Source organism: Mycobacterium sp. M23085, assembly GCF_045343915.1.
Classification (GTDB): Bacteria; Actinomycetota; Actinomycetes; order Mycobacteriales; family Mycobacteriaceae; genus Mycobacterium.
Map to the genome: position 1 here is coordinate 4,013,537 of NZ_CP174280.1, position 13,059 is coordinate 4,026,595.

15 protein-coding genes are annotated in these 13,059 nt (G+C 66.7%); 6 read left to right on the plus strand and 9 right to left on the minus strand.

The window, feature by feature from the left end:
- Positions 1–77 precede the first annotated feature (77 nt).
- From ACIUM1_RS18910 to ACIUM1_RS18920, 3 genes are read left to right on the plus strand one after another with little or no spacing between them, the layout of a single operon-like run.
- Positions 78–1,352, plus strand: a complete 1,275-nt coding sequence (locus ACIUM1_RS18910; RefSeq protein WP_406814139.1) for a cytochrome P450 — start codon at positions 78–80, stop codon at positions 1,350–1,352.
- Entirely contained in the window at positions 1,349–1,537 is a 189-nt protein-coding gene (locus ACIUM1_RS18915; RefSeq protein ID WP_406814140.1) for a ferredoxin, read from the plus strand. Before ACIUM1_RS18910 ends, ACIUM1_RS18915 begins: the two co-directional genes overlap by 4 nt.
- Positions 1,538–1,568: 31 nt before the next feature.
- Positions 1,569–1,853: a DUF1330 domain-containing protein gene (locus tag ACIUM1_RS18920; RefSeq protein WP_067358497.1), complete on the plus strand. Its 285-nt coding sequence runs from the start codon at positions 1,569–1,571 to the stop codon at positions 1,851–1,853.
- 3 nt (positions 1,854–1,856) lie between these two features.
- On the opposite strand, the gene ACIUM1_RS18925 is transcribed toward ACIUM1_RS18920, so the two are convergent.
- The 6 genes from ACIUM1_RS18925 to ACIUM1_RS18950 form a co-directional block, all read right to left on the minus strand.
- Positions 1,857–2,057, minus strand: coding sequence for a ferredoxin (locus tag ACIUM1_RS18925; protein WP_406814141.1), 201 nt, complete (start codon positions 2,055–2,057; stop codon positions 1,857–1,859).
- A 10-nt stretch (positions 2,058–2,067) separates the two neighbouring features.
- Positions 2,068–3,273 carry a cytochrome P450 gene (locus tag ACIUM1_RS18930; RefSeq protein ID WP_406814142.1) on the minus strand — a complete coding sequence of 402 codons (1,206 nt, stop codon included), beginning with the start codon at positions 3,271–3,273 and terminating at the stop codon, positions 2,068–2,070.
- Positions 3,274–3,523: 250 nt separating this feature from the next.
- Positions 3,524–4,339: an NAD(P)-dependent oxidoreductase gene (locus ACIUM1_RS18935; protein ID WP_406814143.1), complete on the minus strand. Its 816-nt coding sequence runs from the start codon at positions 4,337–4,339 to the stop codon at positions 3,524–3,526.
- Positions 4,339–5,289, minus strand: a complete 951-nt coding sequence (locus ACIUM1_RS18940; RefSeq protein WP_406814144.1) for an alpha/beta hydrolase — start codon at positions 5,287–5,289, stop codon at positions 4,339–4,341. Before ACIUM1_RS18940 ends, ACIUM1_RS18935 begins: the two co-directional genes overlap by 1 nt.
- The gene (locus ACIUM1_RS18945) at positions 5,286–6,941 is read right to left on the minus strand and encodes a thiolase C-terminal domain-containing protein (RefSeq protein WP_406814145.1); all 1,656 of its coding nucleotides are present in this window, start codon (positions 6,939–6,941) and stop codon (positions 5,286–5,288) included. The genes ACIUM1_RS18940 and ACIUM1_RS18945 overlap by 4 nt, the downstream gene beginning before the upstream one ends.
- A gap of 136 nt (positions 6,942–7,077) precedes the next feature.
- Positions 7,078–7,401, minus strand: a complete 324-nt coding sequence (locus ACIUM1_RS18950) for a hypothetical protein (protein WP_406814146.1) — start codon at positions 7,399–7,401, stop codon at positions 7,078–7,080.
- Positions 7,402–7,583: 182 nt separating this feature from the next.
- On the opposite strand from ACIUM1_RS18950, the gene ACIUM1_RS18955 reads away from it, so the two are divergent.
- Genes ACIUM1_RS18955 through ACIUM1_RS18965 form a run of 3 tightly spaced genes read left to right on the plus strand, consistent with a single transcriptional unit; the run spans position 7,584 to position 10,234 of the window.
- Positions 7,584–8,507, plus strand: coding sequence for an NAD-dependent epimerase/dehydratase family protein (locus ACIUM1_RS18955; RefSeq protein WP_406817745.1), 924 nt, complete (start codon positions 7,584–7,586; stop codon positions 8,505–8,507).
- An 11-nt stretch (positions 8,508–8,518) separates the two neighbouring features.
- Positions 8,519–9,265 (plus strand): hypothetical protein, encoded by a 747-nt coding sequence (locus tag ACIUM1_RS18960; protein WP_406814147.1) that lies wholly within the window; start codon positions 8,519–8,521, stop codon positions 9,263–9,265.
- Between the two features lie 12 nt (positions 9,266–9,277).
- Entirely contained in the window at positions 9,278–10,234 is a 957-nt protein-coding gene (locus tag ACIUM1_RS18965; protein WP_406814148.1) for an LLM class F420-dependent oxidoreductase, read from the plus strand.
- Positions 10,235–10,249: 15 nt separating this feature from the next.
- Here the strand turns inward: ACIUM1_RS18965 and ACIUM1_RS18970 are convergent, their stop codons facing one another.
- Genes ACIUM1_RS18970 through ACIUM1_RS18980 form a run of 3 tightly spaced genes read right to left on the minus strand, consistent with a single transcriptional unit; the run spans position 10,250 to position 13,050 of the window.
- Entirely contained in the window at positions 10,250–11,425 is a 1,176-nt protein-coding gene (locus ACIUM1_RS18970; RefSeq protein ID WP_406814149.1) for an acyl-CoA dehydrogenase family protein, read from the minus strand.
- Between the two features lie 27 nt (positions 11,426–11,452).
- A complete protein-coding gene (locus tag ACIUM1_RS18975; protein ID WP_406814150.1) occupies positions 11,453–11,749 on the minus strand; it encodes a ferredoxin in 297 nt (98 codons plus the stop codon).
- Positions 11,746–13,050: an NADH-ubiquinone oxidoreductase-F iron-sulfur binding region domain-containing protein gene (locus ACIUM1_RS18980; protein ID WP_406814151.1), complete on the minus strand. Its 1,305-nt coding sequence runs from the start codon at positions 13,048–13,050 to the stop codon at positions 11,746–11,748. Before ACIUM1_RS18980 ends, ACIUM1_RS18975 begins: the two co-directional genes overlap by 4 nt.
- Between the last annotated feature and the right edge of the window lie 9 nt (positions 13,051–13,059).

The following is a 13,059-nucleotide window of genomic DNA, read 5'->3' on the forward strand; positions in this document are numbered from 1 at the left end:
ACCACCACCGCGTATGAAAATGTAATACTCATCCGCGAGAGGCACGTTCTCACTAATCGAGATTGAAGGAGCAGGAGATGCCGAACGAATTCTCCGAGTTGGACTTCTTCCGCGGCAGCGAGCTCATCGAGGACCCGTACCCGTATTACGAGGCGCTGCGCGAGCGCTGCCCCGTGACGCGGGAGAGCCATCACAACGTCACAATGATCACCGGCTGGGACGAGGCGTGCGCGGTGCTCAACGACGCCGAGACGTGGTCGTCGTGCATCTCGGTGACCGGCCCGTTTCCCGGCTTTCCGGTCCCACTCGAGGGCGACGACGTCACCGATCTGATTGAAAAGCATCGCCACGAGCTGCCCTTCAGCGATCAGCTGCCCACTCTCGACCCGCCCACCCACACCAACCACCGCTCGTTGCTGATGCGGCTGATCACCCCGAAGCGCCTCAAGGAGAACGAGGACGCCATGTGGGTGCTGGCCGACCAGGCCCTCGACACCTTCCTGGCGCCCGGGCGCGGCGACTTCATCAAGGGCTTCGCCAGCCCGTTCACACTACTGGTCATCGCGGATCTGCTGGGCGTGCCGATGGAAGACCGCGACAAATTCGTGAAGGGCATCCGCGAGCACTCGGGTGGCGGCGTCGGGGGGACCGGGAAGGAAGCCCTGGCGCACAGCCCGCTCGAGTTCCTCTACGGCCTGTTCTCCGACTACGTCATCGACCGCCGCCGCGAGCCTCGCGATGACGTGCTGACCGGGCTGGCCACCGCCACCTACCCCGACGGCTCGGTCCCCGAAGTCGAGGACGTGGCGCGCGTCGCCAGCAACGTCTTCTCCGCGGGCCAGGAGACCACCGTCCGGCTGCTCGGCGCTGCCCTGCAGACGCTGGCAGAGCGGCCCGACATCCAGGCACAATTGCGCAAGGACCGCAGCCTCATCCCCAACTTCATCGAAGAGTCGCTGCGCCACGAGAGCCCGGTCAAGGGTGACTTCCGGATGAACCGAGTGCCCGCCAACGTCGGTGGCGTCGACCTGCCCGCCGGCAGCACCGTGATGATCGTGCAGGCCGCCGCCAACCGTGACCCGCGCCGGTTCGAAGAACCCGCCACCTTCGATCCCGCCCGCAAGAACGCGCGCCAGCACATCGCGTTCGGGCGCGGTATCCACAGCTGCCCGGGCGCGCCGCTGGCGCGCGCCGAAACGCGGGTGGCTATCGAACGGCTGCTCGACCGCACGACGGACATCAGGATCGACGAGAACGTGCACGGCCCGGCGAATGACCGCCGCTACCAATACGTTCCGACGTACATCCTGCGTGGCCTGACCGAATTGCACCTGGAGTTCACGCTGGCATGAAGGTATGGGTAGACGACCAGCGTTGTCGCGGTCACGGCGTGTGTCTGACGTTGTGCCCGGACGTGTTCAGCCTGACCGACGACGGTTACGCCGAGGCCATAGATTCCGACGTACCAACGGAATTGGAGGCGGCAGCTCAGGAGGCGATCCAATGCTGTCCCGAGCAGGCGATCAGCGAGAAGTAACCAACTACACGGGCGAGTAGGGAGATTTTCAGTGGCTAAGGGCTATGTCATCCTGACCGAGGCGATCAAGGATCCGGAAGGCATGAAGGCGTACGCCCAGGCCGCCGGATCGGCGATGAGCGGTGCCACCATCCTTGCGGTGGACACCGCACCCAAAGTCATTGAAGGCGACTGGCACGGCGACCAGACCGTGGTACTGGAATTCGAGTCGGTCGATGCGGCGCGGGCGTGGTATGAGTCCGAGGGCTACCAAAAAGCGGCGAAGCTGCGCCAGGCCGCGGCCGACTGCAACGCGGTCATCCTGTCCGGATTCTGATCGCTACTCCCCGACGATGGAGATCGCCTGCCGGGGACATTGACGGACGGCCTCGCGCACGTCGGCCTCGTTCTCCGGGGTGACTTCTTGCTGGTGGACGGTCAGCATGTCGTCGTCGCCGAGCTCGAAAATGTCGGGATTGATGCCCATGCAGACGCCGTTGCTCTCGCACAGTCCCCAATCGACTTCGATCTTCTTGGTCACCGTGACCCCCTTACCGAAGCACCTTGACGGGCACGTTCTTCCAGCCCGCGACGTTTTGCATGCTGACCCGTTTGCACCCCGCCCAGTCCACTTCGTAGCGCGGCATGAAGTCGAGCAGCCTCTCCAGCGCGATTCGGCTTTCCAGGCGGGCCAGCGCGGCGCCCAGGCAGCTGTGAATCCCGTATCCGAGCCCCAGGTGCTGCGCCTCGGTCTGGTCACGTTCGATGTCGAAGGTGTCGGCGTCGGTGAAGGCCTCCGGGTCGCGGTTCGCCGCGGCGCCGCAGAGGAATACCGGTTTGCCCGCCGGGATCACGCCACCGCTGACGTGAGCCTCTTTCAGCGTGTAGCGGACGTTGTACTGCACCGGTCCCTCGTAGCGCAGTAACTCTTCGACCGCCCCGGGGATCTTGTCGCGGTCCTCCTGCAGCTTCTGCCACTGGTCGGGGTGCTTGGCGAAGATGACCGCCGCGTTGCCCATCAGTTTGGTGACGGTCTCGGCGCCCGCACCGCCCAGAAGCGTTGCGAACCCGCAGATCTCGATGTCGTCGAGCTTGCGCAACTCGCCGTTTTCGCCGGGGATCTCGGCCGCGATCAGCCGGCTGATCATGTCGTCCTGCGGCTCCTGGCGCCGCTCCTGGACGAGGCTGAAGTAGTACATCGCCGTGTCGATGTTGGCCTGCATGCCCGCTTCGCTGATCTCGATCTGCCCCGGCTCGTGATGCAGGCTGGTGTCAATCCAGTGGCGAACCTGCTGGCGGTACTCCTCCGGCACCCCGGCCATCCGGGTGATGACTTCCACCGGGAACGGTCCGGAGAAGTCCTGCACGACGTCGAAGTTGTCGGGGTCAGCGGCGCCCAGGTACTTGTCGATCACTTCGACGATCGTCTCGCGCTGGGATTGAATGGCCCGGGGAGTGAACGCCTTGTTGAGCAGGCTGCGCATGTGGCGGTGTTCGGGCGGATCCATGAAGATGATGGACTTCTGCTCGGGGGCGACGCCCCGGCGCACCATCGCCAGGTCACAGCCGCGCGCCGACGAATACGTCTCGAAGTCCTTGAACGCGGCCGACACGTCTTCATGGCGGGTCAGCGCGTAGAAGTCCTCTTTTTCGTCGTAATACAGGGGCGCGTCCTCGCGCATCCGCCGATAGATGTCGAACGGATTGTTGAAGTAGTCCTCGGAGTAGGGGTCGAAGACAACCTTCGGTTTGGTCACTGAATCCTCCTCAGCGGCGAGGTCGGGCTGAACCTTTACAGCGGAGTCCCTGACTGTAACGGTAACGGTAATACCTTCGTGACGAACCGGAAAGACCAAAACGCTGGCATTTCAAACCTTCCTGGCGGCGGCCGTCTCGGATGTGAAGGCCTCGAAGACGCCATCCAGTAGGCCTGGACGCCGTGACCGGCCGCTATCAGACGGCCCAGCATGGGGCGGCCCATCCGTCCCACGCCGGTGAATCCGACTCTCACCGGGGGTGTTCCATCAGGGTCAGCGCCGCGTCGGCCGCGTCGAGCACGGCGCCGCCGGCTGCCCCGACCTGGTCGGCGAGGTCGACCACCAGCCGGACATCCTTCTGCAGCAGCCCGCCCGCAACACCGGCCAGCCGATCCAGCCCGCCTATGCCGCCGAGGGCAGTGAGGGCGAAACTGTTTCCGCTGCTGCGGGAGACCACCTCGGTGAGCCGGTCCGGCTCGACGCCGAGCGTCTGGGCCAGCGACAGGGCGGTGGCCGCCGTGGCCAGGTTGGCGGTGAACAACAAGTTGTTGAGCAGTTTGGTGGTCTGTCCGGAACCCAGTTCGCCGAGGTGAACGACCGGATCGGCGAAGGTTTCGAAGACCGGGCGGCAGCGCTCCACAGCGTCGGTGTCGCCGCCGACCATCACCAACAGGCGACGCTCGGCCGCCGCGCCTCCGCCTCCGCTCACCGGTGCGTCGATGACGGAAACACCGTGCCGGGCGGCCTTTTGCGCGAGGTCTCGGCAGGTATTCGGGTGCACCGTGCTGTGCACGGCGATGATGCCGCCGGGCTTCATCGCCGACAGCAGTCCGTTGTCGCCGCCGGCGAGTTCGTCGATGTCGGCATCGCCCACCACGCAGAGGCAGACCAGATCACTGGCGGCGGCGAGTTCGGCCGGAGAGTCGGCGATTTTCGCCGGAGTGTCGGAGAACGCCTCGAGTGCCTCCGGCCTGCGCGCCCACAGCGTGGTGGGGTAGCCACCCTCGGCGATCCGCCGCGCCATGGGACCGCCCTGGCTGCCCAAACCGATGAATCCCACGTGCATCAGCCGGCCTCCTCGTCCGCCGAGCGTGACGCTGCAGTCACGTGCGGGGTCGAAAGTGACTGGGGCGTCACACTCGAGTAGCCGTCTGGGCGTGAGGCCGACTCAGCCACGCATTCCTGTACGAACTCGAGGACTTTCGAATGGTAGTCGGGCGCGGCGTGTCCGAGGCTGATGTTGTGGCCGGCGTCCGGTTGCCGATGCACGACGAATCGTGGTGCCGCAGCGAACAGCGCGCTGATCTCGGCCAGCGCCGCATCGTCGGTCTGCCAGACCTTTTCGTGCTCGGCGATGCTGAAGTGCACCGGGACGCGCACGGCGGGCGCGAGTTCCGGGAAGGTCTTTCGCGCCCACTCCGAGACCATCTGGTCCTCGTAAGACGGGGCAGATGGCGACACCGTGGCGCCGCCGAGGACCTCGGGCGGGTAGAGCTCCTCTGGGCTCCACAGCAATTCGCGCATGCCCGCCGGGCGGCGTTCGCGGGTAGCCGTTTTCAGTATTTCCCTGGCCGCCGGATGGTAGTGCCGGCCGGTGCCCGCGAGCTCGATGCCGAGCAGGTCGGCACCTCGCGCGTCGGCGGCCATCCGCATTGTCAATTCGCAGCCGCCCGAATGGGCCCACACGAATATGCCTGCGCCACGGGGGCGTTCGCCGAGAATGCGATCGACGGCACCGTAAGCCAGGTTGACGCGCTGCTCACCGGAGACCATCGCGTCGGGATAGGGGGCCGAGCTGCCGTAGCCGGGTCGGTCGAGGGCCACCACGGTGAATCCGGCTGACGCGCCGGTCCGGGCGAGCGAATACGACGGATGACCGGGGCAGTCGAAATAGATTGCGGTGGTTCCGCCGCCGTGAATCGCCACGATCACCGCCTTGGGGTCTTCGGCTTCGGTGACCAATGCCGACATCGGTACCCCGTCGACGATTACCAGCCTGGGACGCGGCGTGCTCATCCGTCGGCCCGCAGCAGGAGCACGCCACTGGGAGTGAGGCCGCCACTGCTGACCACACCGACGCGGGCGTCGGCGACCTGACGGTCACCGGCCTCACCGCGCAGCTGGGTGATCGCCTCGTGCAGCAGGCCCATGCCGTGCGTGCGGCCGTGCGAAAGTTGGCCGCCGTGGGTGTTGAGCGGCAACAGGCCGTCGCGCGCAATGTTCTTGCCGCCGTCCAGGAATTCCTTGGCCTCGCCGATCCCGCAGAAACCCAGCGCCTCGATCCAGGACAGGCAGTTGAAGGAGAAGCCGTCGTAGAGCTGGGCGACGTCGACGTCGGCGGGCCGCAGCGAGGTGCGCGTCCACACGTGCGCCGCCTGGCCCAGCACCTGTGGCTCGTGGGTGAGGGTGCTCTGGTCCCAGTCGAGTCGCTCGATGATCTGCGTGCCCACCGCTTCCACCAGCACCGGCGGCTTGGCCAGGTCGCGGGCGGCGTCGACGGCCGAGACGATGACGGCGATGGCGCCGTCGCACGGCACGTCGCAGTCGTACAGCCCGAACGGCGTGGTGATGGGCCGCGCGTTCAGGTAGTCGTCCATCGTCATCGGCGTCCGGTAGATGGCGGTCGGGTTGAGTTCGGCGTTGGCGCGCTGGTTCAACGCGATCCAGCCCAGCGTTTCCTTGGTGGTGCCGTAGCGGTGGAAGTGCCGCTGCGCGTTCATGGCCAACGTGTGTGCCGCCGACGTTGCGCCGAATGGCATCTGCCAGCCCGACATTCGGCCCATCGACGGGGTGATCTTGCCCTGCTTCATCAGCTCGCCGTGGGTGGCTTCCCACACCGTCCGGAAGCACAGCACGTGCCGCGCGAGCCCGCCGGCGATCGCCAGCATCGCGGCGATCACGGAGCCACCCGGGCCGAACGTTTCCATCGCGCCGTTGTGCCACGTGGGCCGGATGCCCAATGCGGCCTCCAGGGCGGAGGTGCCCCCCTCGCCCATTCCCGCCACGTTGAGAGCGCCGGGGTAGGTGGACAGCCCGTCGATGTCGGCATAGGTCAGGCCGGCGTCAGCGATGGCCGCCTCGCAGGCCTGCACCGTCAGCGCCAGCGGCGGCCGCATCAGCCGGCGGCCGATCGGCGATGCGCCGATCCCGGTCAGCGCGACCTTGTCCTCGAACTTCTCGGCGGTGAGCATGGGTCGGACGTGCTCGCCGAACCGCTCCGGCGCGATCTCGTCGGCCGGCAGGGGAGCGGGCTGCCCGTCGGCGCTCGGCCGAAACAGCGGAAACCACACGTCCTCGACGTGCTCGAAGACGACCTCGACCTGCTGGCCGAGTTCGAGCTGATCGGGTTCGCACTCGACGATATTGGTGGTCAGCCGAACCCGGGAATCCTCGGCGACAGCCACCTGCGCGATCACGTAGGGTGCCGGCAACCCGGGCAGACTGAATCGCTCATTGATGGTGAACCCGGCGAGCGTCGCCTTCCCCGAGACAACCCGCACGCCCACATCGCGCGAGCGGCAGTAGCGGCAGACCGGAGCGGGCGGATGGATCAGCGATTCACAGGCCTGGCATTCCTGCAATCGCAGCTTCCCGTCGGCGCCCGAGGTCCAGAAGAATTCGTTCTCCGGCGTGACCTGGGGCAATGGGCGGCCCGGTGCTGCTGACACGTCACCTCCGGGGATCGTGCGGCCGGCTGGTAGGGCCGTTATGCAAATTGGAGAATTACGTTATCACCTGACGTAGACTCGATCCAGACGCGTCGGGAGCGCTCATGACGGCTCTCAGACGAGGGGGCGCCGGTCGTCAGTACGGCACCCAGGTGCCGTCGAAATAGGTACCCCATTGGTGAAAGCCGGCATTCCACATCGGTTCGTTCGGTGACCACCATGGCCGCGGCGGTGGTGGCGGCGGCACATCCTGTGCGACGAATGGCGGTGCGTATGGCGGCGGAGGTGTGTACCAATCCGGAATCGCCGGCGGCGGTTTGCACTCCATGGTCGTCGGATTGAACGACATGTTGGGGTCGCAGTCCGCCGAGCTGATTCCCGGCGTCGCGATCACCGCGAGTGCCGTCGCTACGAACGCGACCGCTACGACGGCGGTCAGGCGACGAATAAACCACTTCATGGTGGGCCTCCCGTTGGGGCCATCCCTGCTTTGGCTGGTGCCAGCTTATGTCTTTGCCACCGCCACGACCAGATGAAACATTGGCAGCGAGGCAACCCGATCTCGGCGCTTCGTCGCATTTCCTCTCGGTCGGGAGTTATGCTCGCGAGCGCGGTATCAAGTACTTAACATTCGGAGGGCCGGTGCTCGACGCAGCGAAGATATTGATCACCGGCGCGACGGGCAAGATCGCGTTTCCCATCGCGCGCGCCCTGGCGGCGGCGGGAAACGAGGTATGGGGCGCCGCCCGCCTGAAAGATCCCGCGGACCGGCAAAAACTTGTGGACGCCGGAATCAGACCCGTGGCGCTGGATGTCAGTGCCGGCGACTTCTCCGGTCTGCCGGACGATTTCACCCACGTCTTCCATGCGGCCGTGGACCCCGGCACGGACGACTGGAGCCGTTGCCTTGAAACAAACGCACAGGCATCCGGCGAATTGCTCTATCATTGCCGCGCCGCAAGGGGTTTCGTCTTCTGTTCTACCGGCTCGATCTACGCGTACCAGGGCCGGCGACCGCTGGTCGAAACCGATCCGCCGGGAGCGCCGTTACGGGCGAACTACAGCTTCTCCAAGGTCGCCGCCGAAGCGGTGTGTACCTGGATCGCCAAGCACTGCCAGGTTCCGCTCACGATCATCCGCATCTGTTCGACCTACGGCCCCGAGGGCGGGACGCCCGCCGACCGCCTCGATGCGATGTTGGCGGGCAAGCCGATTCGGCTTCATCCGGACAAGCCGAACAACTACAACCCGATCTACGAAGACGACTACGTGGCGCTGGGCATCCGCGCGATGGAAGTCGCCGCGGTGCCGCCCGTCGTGGTGAACTGGGCCGGCAGCGAGACCGTCAGCGTCGAGGAGTACTGCGCGTTCATGGGTGAGTTGGTCGGTGTCGAGCCGATTTTCGAGTACACGCCCCAGGCGCACACCCCGTTGTGGCCGGACGTCACCCACATGCACGATGTGCTCGGCCGCACTGAAGTGCCTTGGCGGGAGGGCTTCCGGCGTATGGTCGCGGCCCGCCATCCCGAAATCACGCTGTCCGAGCACGATTCGACGAGAGCTTGAGGGCCAACATTATGCACCTTCCCGGCACGCCATCGGATGAGGTGGCGGATGTTCTCGCCACCGGCAATGGCGAGATCACCACCCTGTTCGTCTCCATGGCGATCCGGCACCCCGACGGGAAGGACGCCGACTACCTGCGCTGGCACAGCCTGGATCACCGCCCGGAGCAACACCGGCTGGGCGCCGTGCGCGCGTCACTGCGCCTGGTATCCACGCCGGCCTGCCGCTCAGCACGCGCGCTGAGCGACGGGCCGTTGGACGCGGTCGACCACGTGATGACCTACTTCTTCACCGACACGGCCGGACTCAAGGCTTTCAACGAACTGTCAACGGCATTGGGGAACGCCGGGCGCAAACTCCCGCTGCTGCCGCCGGTGGAACGCGGCGTGTACGAGGTGCTACGCAAGGCGGCGGCGCCGCGGGTCAGGGTCGGGTCGGACGTGCTGCCCTGGGTGCCGGTGCGTGGCGCGTTCGTCATCGTCGAGCGGGGACCCCGGGCCTCGCCGGACCCGCTGGCGGAGGTCGATGGTGTCGCCGGTGTGTGGTCGGCGTTGTCGCGCCGGGTCGACGCCGGCCTGGCCAGTGCTCGGGAGAACCAGACGATCACCTACTGCTTCCTCGACGAGGATCCGATCGCCACCGCGCAGCGCCTGCAACCGGCGCTCGAGGCACGTTGGGCCGAGTCGGATATCGAACCCGTGTTCGCCGCACCATTTTTCGCGGTCGTTCCGTACGAGTGGGATCGCTATGTGCCATAGGAAAGGGGTCGGGTGCGCATCGGCTTGATGGTTGGTTCCGATAAGGAGCGCTCGCGCGCCGATCGGCTTGCCGGGTTGATCCACGATGCCGTTGCGGCCGAAAGCGACGGCTTCACCGCGTTTTGGATGCCGCAGGTCCCCGGCTACCTCGACGCGATGACCTCGGTGGCCCTGATCGGGCGGGCCACCGACGGCATCGAGATCGGAACAGCGGTCGTTCCGATTCAGACCCGCCATCCGATGATCATGGCGCAACAGGCATTGACCACCCAGGTGGTGTGCGGCGGGCGGTTCACGCTGGGCATCGGGCCCTCGCATCACTGGATCGTCAACTCGCAACTGGGTTTGCCCTACGATCGCCCGGCGCGCTTGATGGCTGACTACCTCGACGTGCTCGGTGCGGCCTTCGCGGGGCCGGGGACCGTCGACGTCGACAACGAAAACTATTGCGTCCATTCGCCGGTAGATGTGACGGACGTGTTCGAAGTTCCGGTACTGCTGTCAGCGCTCGGTCCGGCGATGCTGCGACTCGCGGGTGAGCGGGCCGGTGGGACCGTGCTGTGGATGGCGGACGAGCGGGCAATCGGCGACCACGTCGTTCCGCGTATCACCGCGGCCGCCGAGCGGGCCGGGCGGCGCGCGCCGAGGATCGTCGCCGGTGTTCCCGTGGCGCTCTGCTCGAACAGCGAGGTAGACGATGCTCGCGGCTACGCCAATGAGGTGCTCGGGCACGCGGAATTCTCGCCGAACTATGTGCGGCTGCTTCAGCACGGCGACGCCGAAGACGTCGGCGACACCATGGCGGCCGGCGACGAGACAGCCGTCCTGGATCGGCTGAACCGATACCGTGACGCGGGCGTCACCGACTTGGCGGTGCGCGTCGTGCCGTGGGGCGAAGACATCGGCGAGCGGACCGAATCGCGACGTCGAACTCAGCAGTTCCTGTCGTCCCTGTGTCCAACGTTGTGAGCGCCCGCCTTCAGGTCAGCGCGGTGGCAGGCCGAGGACACGCTGGGCGATGATGTTGCGCTGAATCTCCGACGTGCCGCCCGCGATTGTGCCCGCATAGCTGCTGATGTAACGCGCGAACCAGCTGGCGGTGAAAAGATCGGGGGCGTAAGGGTTGTACGGAGCCGTGAGCGTTTTGTCGGGTAATCCGTCGACTCCGGCCGCGTCCAGCGCGTGCCGCAGCGCGCTCTGTTCGGCCTCGGAACCGAAAACCTTCAGCACGGACAACGCTGCCACGTCTACTTCACCGCGGGCCGCTCGTCCCAGCGCAGCCGATCCGAGCAGCCGCAGCGCGTAATAGTCCATCACGATGGTGGCGTAGTGGTCCGCGTTCACCTCGTCCGCCGGCCGGTAGTCCTCGAGCAGTTGCTCGAGCCGGTTGGCGAAGGCCATCCACATCAGGGTGCGCTCGTGGCCGAGCGAGCCGTTGGCGACCTGCCATCCGCCGTGCAGCGGGCCGACCAGATTGTCCGCGGGCACCCGGACATCGTTGAAGAGCACCTCGTTGAAGTCCAGCTCGTCGCGGTCGTAGACCGAGGGGAACGGACGACGCACCACCCCGGGGGTGTCGGTCGGGATCAGTAGCGCGCTGATTCCCTTGTGTCGTGCAGCGTTTGGGTCCGTGCGAACGAAAGTCAGGATGACGTCCGCGTCGTGGGCGCCGGAAGTCCATACCTTCTGGCCGTTGACCACGAACTCATTGCCGGCCAACTCTGCCCTCGTCCGCAGGCCGGCCAGATCGGAACCGGCTCCGGGTTCACTCATGCCCAGCGAGGCGGTCTTTTCGGCTCGCAGGATCGGGACGGCCCAACGCCGCTTCTGCTCCTCGGTGCCGAAGGACAGCAGCGAGGCCGCGATGATGCCCACGCCCTGTGGATTGAAGCAGTGATAGATCCGGCGCCGCGACAGCTCCTCGCGATGGACGAACTGCTGCAGGATGTTTGCGTTGCGGCCGCCGAATTCCGGTGGGTTGCCCGGCAGTAACCAGCCGTGGTCGAACTGAAGCCGCTGCCAGCGGCGCGACCATTCGGGTACGTGCGAGGTGGACGTGGGGCGCTCCGCGGCCTGAGCGTGCGTCGGGAGATGCTCGGTGAGAAAGCTGACGAACTCGGCGCGGAACGCTTCTACCTCGTCATCGAAGGTCAGCTGCACGGCACTACTTTTCCGGGTGAGCGCGGCTCAGCGCGTGAAGCCCCACTCCGCCTCGTTCTCTTCGGTTTTCAGATGCTCGGCCGGATCATCGGTGTCGGCGAGTGGCGGCTGAGAAGCGCGGGAAGCGCGCTGACCGATTTCGGTGATGGCGTGCACCGGGCAGTCGAGCAGCGCCCGCATCACCGCGTCGCGATCCTGCTCCGCCACCGTGCCGTCCCCGATGAGCGACGCGTACCCCCAGTCGTCCAGCGAGAAGTATCCCGGCGCGTGCTTGGCGCAGATGCCGAAGCCGTCGCAGATGGTGCGGTCCAGACGGATTTTCATGCTTGCCTCACAGGTTCCGCCTGGTAGGGACGGTCGGCGCGGAACACGGCGCGCGCGCAGTCCGGGCAGCTGCCGCCGAGATGCGCACCGACTTCGTCCGGGAACTGATCGAGCAGGCTGGCGGCGACGTTGGTGGCGGCATCCAGCGTCGCGCACGCACCGCGCCCGCGCAGCAGCACCGACCAGCGGCGCAACCGCTCGACATCTTCTGTCGTCGCGGCTCCGTCGCGCAGCGCTCCGGCGGCCGCGGCCATCGCCGCCGTCCCGTTGAAGCAGGACCCGCATTGCCCCGCGTTTTCGCGGTCGAAGTATGCGAGCACCGACGCCGCCACCGCCACGGGACAGTCGTCGGTGATGACCGAAATGGCACCGCAGCCCAGACCGCTGCCGACGCGGCGCATCGTCTCGTGGTCCAGGGTCGTCTCCAGCACCGAGCGGTTGAGCAGGCCGGCGAAGTAGCCGCCCATCAACGCTCCCCGCACGCTATCGGCCGAAACACCATGCAAGGCAAGCATTTCGGTGAACGCCAAGCCGTGGGGGAGTTCGTAGAGGGCCGGCGGCTTACCGGCCCCGGTGATGGTGGCCAGGAAGGTTCCCGGCGACACCGCGGTGCCCTGCGACCGGAACTCCGCCGAGCCGTGGCCCTGCAGGTACGGCAGGTTCGCCAACGTCTCGACATTGCTCACCAACGTGGGCCGGTCGTCGACTCCCGCCTCGAAGGGCCGCGGCGGTTTGTCCGTGGGCTTGGCAGGGCCGCCGTTGATCGCCCGAACCGCGGCGGTCTCCTCCCCCGCGACGTAGCCCGGCCGCACCGCGAGCAGCTCGATCGTGACGCCGAGCGCGTGGGGATCCAGCTCGTCCAGTGCGGCTTCGATGCTGTGCGCCGATTCCGGGTCGGACAGGTAGATGTATGCGCGCTCAGCGGCAACGATGGTGGCGGCGAGCCGCAGTCCGTCCACGACCAGGTGCGGGCGATGGCGCAGCAGCCAGCGGTCCTTCACCGAAGCCGGTTCTCCCTCTTCGCCATTCGCGACGACGACGGGGGCGCCCAGCAGACGTCCGTTGTCACGCACCGTCCGCAGCTTCACCGCAAGGGGAAACGCCGCGCCGCCGCGCCCGACCAGGCCGCTGGATTCGATTTCGCTGAGGAATTCGTCGGCGTCGGCAAGCGGGCGGTAACCGCCGAGCTTCCGATAGGCCGCCAGGTCTTCCCGGGCGCTGCCGGTTTGCTCAGTCAGCAGCCGCGGTGGGCACCCGGGGAAGGCCGCCGTGGTGATGGTTGTGGACTCCGTGGTGCTCACAGCTGGCCC

Bases quoted from the DNA above. Each gene is read 5' to 3' on its own strand.
- ACIUM1_RS18910 (WP_406814139.1), top strand. From the start codon at position 78: ATGCCGAACGAATTCTCCGAGTTGGACTTCTTCCGCGGCAGCGAGCTC.
- ACIUM1_RS18915 (WP_406814140.1), top strand. From the start codon at position 1,349: ATGAAGGTATGGGTAGACGACCAGCGTTGTCGCGGTCACGGCGTGTGT.
- ACIUM1_RS18935 (WP_406814143.1), bottom strand. From the start codon at position 4,339: ATGCACGTGGGATTCATCGGTTTGGGCAGCCAGGGCGGTCCCATGGCG.
- ACIUM1_RS18940 (WP_406814144.1), bottom strand. From the start codon at position 5,289: ATGAGCACGCCGCGTCCCAGGCTGGTAATCGTCGACGGGGTACCGATG.
- ACIUM1_RS18950 (WP_406814146.1), bottom strand. From the start codon at position 7,401: ATGAAGTGGTTTATTCGTCGCCTGACCGCCGTCGTAGCGGTCGCGTTC.
- ACIUM1_RS18960 (WP_406814147.1), top strand. From the start codon at position 8,519: ATGCACCTTCCCGGCACGCCATCGGATGAGGTGGCGGATGTTCTCGCC.
- ACIUM1_RS18975 (WP_406814150.1), bottom strand. From the start codon at position 11,749: ATGAAAATCCGTCTGGACCGCACCATCTGCGACGGCTTCGGCATCTGC.